The sequence below is a fragment of the Streptomyces sp. NPDC018026 genome (assembly GCF_044327745.1).
GTDB lineage: Bacteria > Actinomycetota > Actinomycetes > Streptomycetales > Streptomycetaceae > Streptomyces > Streptomyces rubrogriseus.
The window spans coordinates 522395-530069 of sequence record NZ_JBIRFY010000006.1; the positions used below are offsets into that span (position 1 = coordinate 522395).

The 7675-nt window shown below is 72.8% G+C and carries 7 protein-coding genes and 1 pseudogene; 6 read left to right on the forward strand and 2 right to left on the reverse strand.

Annotated features, from left to right (window positions below; translation table 11 throughout):
* Window position 1: 1 nt before the first annotated feature.
* Complete coding sequence (locus tag ACH4D3_RS21995) at window positions 2–343, reverse strand: YrdB family protein (protein WP_398324335.1); 342 nt, start codon at window positions 341–343, stop codon at window positions 2–4.
* Window positions 344–413: 70 nt separating this feature from the next.
* Window positions 414–1217, reverse strand: a complete 804-nt coding sequence (locus ACH4D3_RS22000; protein WP_398324337.1) for a BTAD domain-containing putative transcriptional regulator — start codon at window positions 1215–1217, stop codon at window positions 414–416.
* A 297-nt stretch (window positions 1218–1514) separates the two neighbouring features.
* On the opposite strand from ACH4D3_RS22000, the gene ACH4D3_RS22005 reads away from it, so the two are divergent.
* From ACH4D3_RS22005 to ACH4D3_RS22030, 6 genes and pseudogenes are all read left to right on the forward strand, one after another.
* Window positions 1515–3437 (forward strand): HAD-IIIC family phosphatase, encoded by a 1923-nt coding sequence (locus tag ACH4D3_RS22005; RefSeq protein WP_398324339.1) that lies wholly within the window; start codon window positions 1515–1517, stop codon window positions 3435–3437.
* Complete coding sequence (locus ACH4D3_RS22010; RefSeq protein WP_398324341.1) at window positions 3434–3661, forward strand: phosphopantetheine-binding protein; 228 nt, start codon at window positions 3434–3436, stop codon at window positions 3659–3661. Before ACH4D3_RS22005 ends, ACH4D3_RS22010 begins: the two co-directional genes overlap by 4 nt.
* Before the next feature lie 21 nt (window positions 3662–3682).
* Complete coding sequence (locus tag ACH4D3_RS22015; RefSeq protein WP_398324343.1) at window positions 3683–5197, forward strand: MFS transporter; 1515 nt, start codon at window positions 3683–3685, stop codon at window positions 5195–5197.
* Window positions 5198–5373: 176 nt separating this feature from the next.
* On the forward strand, window positions 5374–6312 hold the full coding sequence (locus ACH4D3_RS22020; protein WP_398324345.1) for a hypothetical protein: 939 nt from the start codon (window positions 5374–5376) through the stop codon (window positions 6310–6312).
* Window positions 6299–7426: a pyruvate dehydrogenase (acetyl-transferring) E1 component subunit alpha gene (gene pdhA / locus ACH4D3_RS22025; RefSeq protein WP_398324347.1), complete on the forward strand. Its 1128-nt coding sequence runs from the start codon at window positions 6299–6301 to the stop codon at window positions 7424–7426. The genes ACH4D3_RS22020 and pdhA overlap by 14 nt, the downstream gene beginning before the upstream one ends.
* 1 nt (window position 7427) lies before the next feature.
* A pseudogene (locus tag ACH4D3_RS22030) lies at window positions 7428–7675 on the forward strand (alpha-ketoacid dehydrogenase subunit beta); the annotation flags it as partial.

The window sequence follows — 7675 nt, forward strand, 5'->3', positions numbered from 1 at the left end:
GTCACTGGTCCCACAGCAGCCGAAGGGCCGCGTTGACCAGGTAGACGCCGGCGAAGGTCGCCGCCCAGGTCTGCCTCCCCGAGGCGGCCAGGGCGGCGACGCCCGCGCCGAACCACAACGCCTCCAGGACGACCCGCCCGCCGCCGTGCACCGCGTACGGCGCACGGGGCGAGCCCAGCAGCGCCCACGCCGTCATCATCACGACCGGCGCGCCGACCCCCAGGGCGATCTTGACCAGCCACTTGTCGCTGGAGGTGAACCCCCACAGCACGACCGAGGCGTACACCGCGAGTTCCAGCAGGAACATCACCAGCAGGTTGAGGGCCTTCAGGGACGAGAGCATGACGGTCTCCTAGCTCGGCATGGGGGGTTGGGGCGGTCCCGTGGGGGGGACGGGCAGGACGGGTGCGGGGTCACACCGTCAGGTCGCTGCGGACGGTGAAGCGGTCGAGCTGCGGATCGGAGACGAGGATCGCCCGCTGCAGCTCCTGCAGCCGCGGCGACGGCGTCACCCCCAACTCCTCGACCAGGCACTCGCGCAGCGCGGTGAACGCCTCCAGCGCCCGCCACTGCTGGCCGGACCGGTAGAGGGCGACCATGTACTGGGCGCACAGGTTCTCGTGCATGGGGTGCCGTGCCGTGAGCACCGCCAGTTCGCTCAGCAGCGCCTGGTGCCGGCCCAGCGCGAGGTCGGCCTCGACCCGCGCCTCGACGGCCATCAGCCGGCTCTCCTCCAGCCGGGTGACCTCCACGCTCAGCCGCATCCCGGTATACACGTCCACCAGGGCACGGCCGCGCCAGACCGCCAGTGCCGAACGCAGCAGCCGCGACGCGGTCGCCTGGTCCCCGAGGTCCTTCGCCCGCCGGCCCGCCGCGGTCAGCCGTTCGAAGGCGTCCACGTCGATCTCCTCGGGCGTGATGTCGAGGAGATAGCCGCCGTACCGGGTGGTCAGCACCTCCTTGGCGCTGCGGGGCCCGTCCGGGGGCAGCGCGGCCGCCAGCCGCTTGCGCAACTGCAGTATGTACGTCTGCAACGTCGTCTGTGCGCTGCGCGGTGGCTCGGTGCCCCACAACTCCTCCATCAGGGCGGACACGGGAACCACCTGGCCGGCCTGAAGGGCCAGTAGTGCCAGGACCTGACGCGGCTTTCCCGCGGTCGGCAGCAGCGCGACCCCGTTCTCCGTCGCCTCGAAGGACCCCAGGATCTTGATGTCCATGTCGGACGCCTCCCCCATTCACCGGGTCGCATTGGTGTCTCCATGGTTGGCCACGGCGGCGGTCCGGCGGCAGTGCGAGGGTCATCGGCCCACTGTGAAAGCCCACTTGTCCGAAGCGTGAAAAACGCATGCGCCCGTCCGGGCTCCCCCGTGCGGCGGCCCCGCGCCCGGCGCGGTGCAGGCCGGTGCGAGCGCGGCTCAAGCGGCGGCCCCCAGCCTGGGGCGTGGGCGGCGCGACCGGGCGGACGGTGGCCGCGCACGGTGCCCACCGATCGCGGCGAACGTGAGGAGAGAGCATTGACCACGGTATCCACCCCGGCCGCACCACGAACCCAGCCGTCCCCGCTGGAAGCGTTGCGCACGCTGCGCAGGGAGGGACAGCTCGCCGCCCGGTACCCGCAGGTGGCGCCGCTGCTGGCGGAGCTGGCCGGGACCGGCACGCAGACGGACCTGCCGCGGGCCGGCTCGATTCTCGTCCAGCTGGATCGCGACCAGGTCCTGGCGGCCTGGCCGGAGACGGAGACCGCGGTGGTCGCCGTCACCGGACACTCCACCCTGGGCGGTCTGGGCGCGCCGCTGGCCGCCGAGTTCGGCCGGCACGGTGTGCTGGCCGAGACCCGGCTGAGCGACTTCGACGCCTACCAGCGCGATCTGCGGGACACCGGCAGCCCCCTGTACGCCGACGACGTCGACCTCGCCCTGTGCGTACTCGACCCGCAGGTCCTGCTGGACGAGCTGGGCTCCCCGTGGCAGGCGGACGGCCTCGCGCGGGCGGTGGAGCGCAGACTCGCCGAGCTGGAGCGGCTGGCCGACACCTTCACCGGGCACTCCTCGGCGGCTCTGGTCCTCAACACGGTGCCGCTGCCGCGCACGGTCACCCACCAGCTCGTCGATCACGAGTCGCGGGCCCGGGCGGGGCTGGCCTGGCGGGAGTTCAACAGCGGCCTGCTGCGGCTGGCGCTGGCGAACCCGCGCGTCCACGTCGTCGACCTCGACCCGATCGTCGCCGCCGGCACCCCGCTCAACGACGCCCGCATGGCCGCGTACGCGAAGGCGGCCCTCGGCGACGAGCTGCTGGCCCGCTACGCCCGCGAGGTCGCCCACCTGTCCCGGATGCTGCGCGGCCGGACCAAGAAGGTGCTCGTCGTCGACGCCGACAACACCCTGTGGGACGGCGTGCTCGGCGACGACGGCCCGGACGGGATCGCCGCGGCGACCACCTTCCGCGGCGAGGCCTTCGGCACCTTCCAGCGCCTGGTGCGGCAGTTGGGCTCACAGGGCGTCCTGCTCGCCGTCAGCAGCAAGAACGACCACGACAATCTCGTACAGGTCGTCCGCGAACACCCGGACATGGTGCTGCGCGAGGGCGACTTCGCCAGGATCAACGCCAACTGGCAGCCCAAGGACGTCAATCTCCAGGACATCGCCCGCAAGCTCAACCTGGGCGTGGACAGCTTCGTGTTCGTCGACGACTCGCCCTTCGAGTGCGGGCTGGTCGCCGGTGGCCTGCCGCAGGTCGCCGTGGTCCGGCTGGACGACGAACCGGCGCTGCACGTGGAGAAGCTGCTCGCCGACGGCTGGTTCGACACCGCGCGGCTGACCGCGGAGGACCGGGCCCGCGCGGCCCAGTACCGCACCGAGGCGGAGCGCGCCGACCTGCTGGAGAACGCCGGCTCGCAGGAGGAGTACCTGGGGCGGCTCGGGGTGCGGGTCACGCTCGCCGAGGCCGCTCCCGGCGACGTGGACCGGGTGGCCCAGCTCTCGCTGCGCACCAACCAGTTCAACCTGACCACGGTCCGGCTGCAGGCCGCCGACGTCACCGAGCGGCTGGCCGACGACGGCCACCTGGTCCTGGTGATCCGCTCGGCCGACCGCTTCGGCGACAACGGCGTCGTCGGCACGGTCTTCGCCCGGCGCGACGGCGACACGCTGAGCGTCGAGAACATGCTGCTGTCCTGCCGGGTGTTCGCCCGCGGCATCGAGCAGACCGCCGTCGCCGCACTGCTCGACCACGCCAGGGCGACGGGTGCCACGCAGGTCACGGCCGCCTACCGGCCGACGAAGAAGAACAAGAACGTCCGGGAGTTCTGGCCCTCCATGGGCTTCACCACCACCTCCGCCACGGACGACGAGGTCCGTTTCCGGCACGGCCTGCAGGACCTGGTGGCCGTGCCCGCCCACATCAGTCTCGACTGCGCCCTGGAAGGGTCCCACCGATGACCAAAGAGGAATTCATCCACCTCGTCCGCGACGAACTCGACCTCCCGCTCGGGATCGACGACCTCGACGCCGACTTCGACCGCGTCGTCAGCTGGGACTCGATGCACATGATCCGTCTCGTCGGCGCCGTCGAACGGCAGACCGGCAGGCGGGTCCCGGTCGGCAAGCTGCTCGCCGACCGCAGTCTCTCCGCCATCTACGAGCGCATCAGTGAAGCCGCCTGAGGCGGAAAGGAGACACTCGTCATGAGCATCGACGCGCACGACACGGCGCGCACCGGGCCGGCGCCCGCGCCCGTGTCCGTGTCCGTGGCCGCCGGTCCGGAGCGTGCCGCGGAGACGGAAGAGGGCAGCACGGTCAGACGCGGCCTGGTCCTGTTCCTGGTCGCCACCGCCCAGCTGGTCTGCGTCCTGGACGCGACGATCGCCAACGTGATGCTTCCGCAGTTGCGCGCGGACATCGGTCTGAGCACCTCGGGCCTGCAGTGGGTCATGAACATCTACGTGGTGCTCTTCGGCGGGCTGATGCTGCTCGGCGGCCGGCTCACCGACGTGTTCGCCCGGCGTTCCGTCCTGGCCGCGGGCCTCCTGCTGTTCACGGCGGGCTCGCTGCTCGCGGCCGTCGCGGACGGCGGCGGCATGCTGCTGACCGGGCGGGCGCTGCAAGGCGTGGGCGCCGCCGCACTGTCTCCGGCCGCCCTGTCCATCCTCGTCACCACCTACCCCGAGCCCGAGCAACGGGCCAAGGCGCTCGGTGTCTGGGGCACCGTGATGGGCGTCGGCGCCAGCCTCGGTACCCTGCTGGGCGGGGCGATCACCGACGTGGACTGGCGGCTGGCGTTCCTGATCAACGTACCGATCGGCGCGGCCCTGCTGATCGCCTGCTTCCTCTGGATCCCGCGCAGCGCACCGACCGGACCGCGTCCGCCCGCGGACGTCCCCGGCGCCGTGACCGGGACCCTGGGCCTGCTGGCTCTGGTCTTCGGCGTGGTCCGCGCGGGTACCGACGGCTGGGGCGACACGGTGGCCTTCTCCTCGCTGGGCGCGGCGGCGGTACTGCTCGCCGTGTTCGTGGCGGTGGAACGCACCGCCGAAGCACCACTGCTGCCCCTGTCGTTGCTCCGCCGCAGGTCCGTCGCGTCCGGCACGCTCGCCCAACTGGTGTCGGCCGGCCTGATGCTGCCGTCCTTCTTCATGCTGCCCCAGTACATGCAACTGGTGCTGGGCTACAGCCCGCTGGAGGTCGGCCTCGCCTACCTCCCGACCAGTCTCGCCATGCTCGGCGTCTCCGGCGCCGTACCGGTGCTGATCGCCAAGTACGGCCCCCGGGTCCCGTACGTCCTGGGCAACGTGCTGCTCGCCGGTGTCCTGGTGCTGATGGTCAACGCGCCGACGGACGCGGGCTACTGGTCCCTGCTCCTGCCCGTCACCGCGCTGCTGGGCGTCGGCCTGGTGCTGTGCCTGATGACGGCGCCGGTCGTGGGCACCCGGGACGCGACGGAGCAGGACGCGGGCACCACCTCCGCGGTGCTCAACGCCTCCACCGAGATCGGCGGCGCGCTGGCGCTCGCGGTGACGGCCACGGTCGTCGGCTCACGCCTGGCGGAGCTGACGGCGGACGGCGTGGCCCCGGCCACCGCGCTCACCGAGTCGGTCCAGAGTGGCTTCCTGGTGCTGTTCGTCTGGATCGCACTCAACCTGGCGGTGGGTCTGTTCGGTTTCGGCGGCCGACCGCGGCCCGCCGAGGAACGGAAGTCCTGACCACCGCGCCCGGGCGGGCTGCCGCCCCCGTCCCCCGTCCGCCCGGGCGCACCCCGCTCCCCTCGACGCCTGCGGCACGTCCCTCCGCCCAGCACCCCCACACCCACCGCAGCCCCACACCAATCTCGACCCAACAGGAACCGCCGTCGCACGAATCCGCCCTGGGAGGCAGCCAGATGATCGAACAGCGCACTCGACGGGCCCCGGTGACCATCGCCGCCGACATGCCCGTCGCCCTCCTCCTGGGGGCCCCGAGCGCCTGCGACGGGCCGGACGCCACCGCTGCCGTCTCCGCCCTGCTGGAGGCGTGGGCCTGCGGCATCGCCACGCACGTCGCGGACCGGGCCTCCCGGCTGGCCGACCGCGGCCGCGAGTCGGCGCAGCTCGCCGACGCAGCCTCCGGCCTGGACGTCACCCGTCCCGCCGTGTGTGCGGCCTGGGCCCGCGAACAGGTGGACCGGGGCGGGCACTTCGACGTCGTCCTCGGTCTGCGCCCCGAGGCACAGGAGTCCGCCGCCGTGACCGCCGAGGCCCTGGGCCTTCGCGGCAACCGGCCCGACGTGGTGCGCCGAGTGCAGGACCCCGGGGCCTGCCGGGCCGCCCTGGCGGCGGAGGGCTTCCTGGTCGAGGCCACGCCGGAGCCGGTGCCGGGCACGCTGGCCGCGGTGGGCGTCTTCGCGGCCGGGCGGCCGCACGTCGTCCTGGTCGCCTCCGTCCCGCCGGCCGGACCGGTGCGCACCGCCGAGCTGACCCGGCCGGCCTGGGCCGCGCTCGCCGACGAGGCGTCCGCCGCGGTGCGAAGGCTGGGCCTGGAGTTCGGCGTCTTCCGGGTGGATCTGCGGCCGACCGGTCGCGGGCACGTCCTGACCTCGGTGCGCACCACACTCGGCGACGACGGCGTACACGCCCTGCTCGGCACGGCCGTACCCTGGCTCGAACCGTTCGGCGCCGTGTACGACGACGCCCTGGGCCGTGCGCTGCCCCTGCCGTCCCCGACCTGGCTGCGCACCGTGGCCCACGCCGGAGCGCGCCCCGCCGTCCCGCCCGTCCTGGGGCTCGCCGGGGATCCCGACGACGCCCGCGAGGAACCGCACCTGTGCCGTGGCATCGACTGAACCGGAAGCGACCGGAAGCCGGAGAGATCCCATGACGACCGAGCTGGTCCAGCTACTGACCCCCGGGGGCACCCGCGTGAGCGACCCCGCCTGGGACGCCTACGTCGCCGACCTCACCCCCGACGACCTGCGTGGCCTGTACCGCGACCTGGTCAGGGCCCGCCGCGTGGACGCGGAGGGCGTGACGCTGCAGCGCCAGGGAGAGCTGGGTCTGTGGCCCTCACTGCTGGGCCAGGAGGCCGCCCAGGTCGGCTCGGCCCGCGCCCTGGCCGACGGCGACCACGTCTTCCCCAGCTACCGCGAGCACGCCGTCGCCCTGTGCCGCTCCCTCGACCCGCTGCGCCTGCTGGCGATGTTCCGCGGTGTGAACAACGGCGGCTGGGACCCGGACAGCCACAACTTCCACCTCTACACCCTGGTCATCGGCTCGCAGGCGCTGCACGCCACCGGCTACGCGATGGGCGTGGCCAAGGACGGCGCCGACTGTGCGGTGATCGTGTACTTCGGGGACGGCGCGACGAGCCAGGGCGATGTGAGCGAGGCGTTCAACTTCGCGGCCGTCCACAACGCGCCGGTGGTGTTCTTCTGCCAGAACAACCAGTGGGCGATCTCCGAGTCCAACGAGAAGCAGACCCGGGTGCCGCTCTACCAGCGGGCCCAGGGCTTCGGCTTCCCCGGCGTCCGCGTCGACGGCAACGACGTGCTGGCCTCCCTCGCGGTCACCCGGTGGGCCCTGGACCGTGCCCGGCGCGGCGAGGGACCGGCCCTGATCGAGGCGTACACGTACCGCATGGGCGCCCACACCACCTCCGACGACCCCTCCCGCTACCGGCACGAGGCGGAGGTGCGGGAGTGGGCCGAGAAGGACCCGGTCGACCGCCTGCGTGACCATCTCACCGGCACCGGGCTGGCGGACGGGAACTTCCTTCGCGACGTCGACCGCGAGTGCGACGCCGTCACCGCCGGCCTGCGGGCGGCGGTGCGCTCGATGCCGGCGCCCGAGCCCCTGTCCCTCTTCGAGAACGTGTACGCGGACGGGCACGCGCTCGTGGACGAGGAGCGGGCGCGGTTCGCCGCGTACCAGGCATCGTTCGCAGACGCAGAGGGGGTCTGACATGGCAGCGGAGAAGATGGCGCTGGCGAAGGCGATCAACGAGTCGCTGCGCCGCGCGCTGGAGTCGGACCCCAAGGTCCTGATCATGGGCGAGGACGTCGGCAAGCTCGGTGGTGTCTTCCGGGTGACCGACGGTCTGCAGAAGGACTTCGGTGAGGACCGGGTCATCGACACCCCGCTGGCCGAGTCCGGCATCGTCGGCACCGCGATCGGCCTGGCCCTGCGCGGGTACCGGCCGGTGGTGGAGAT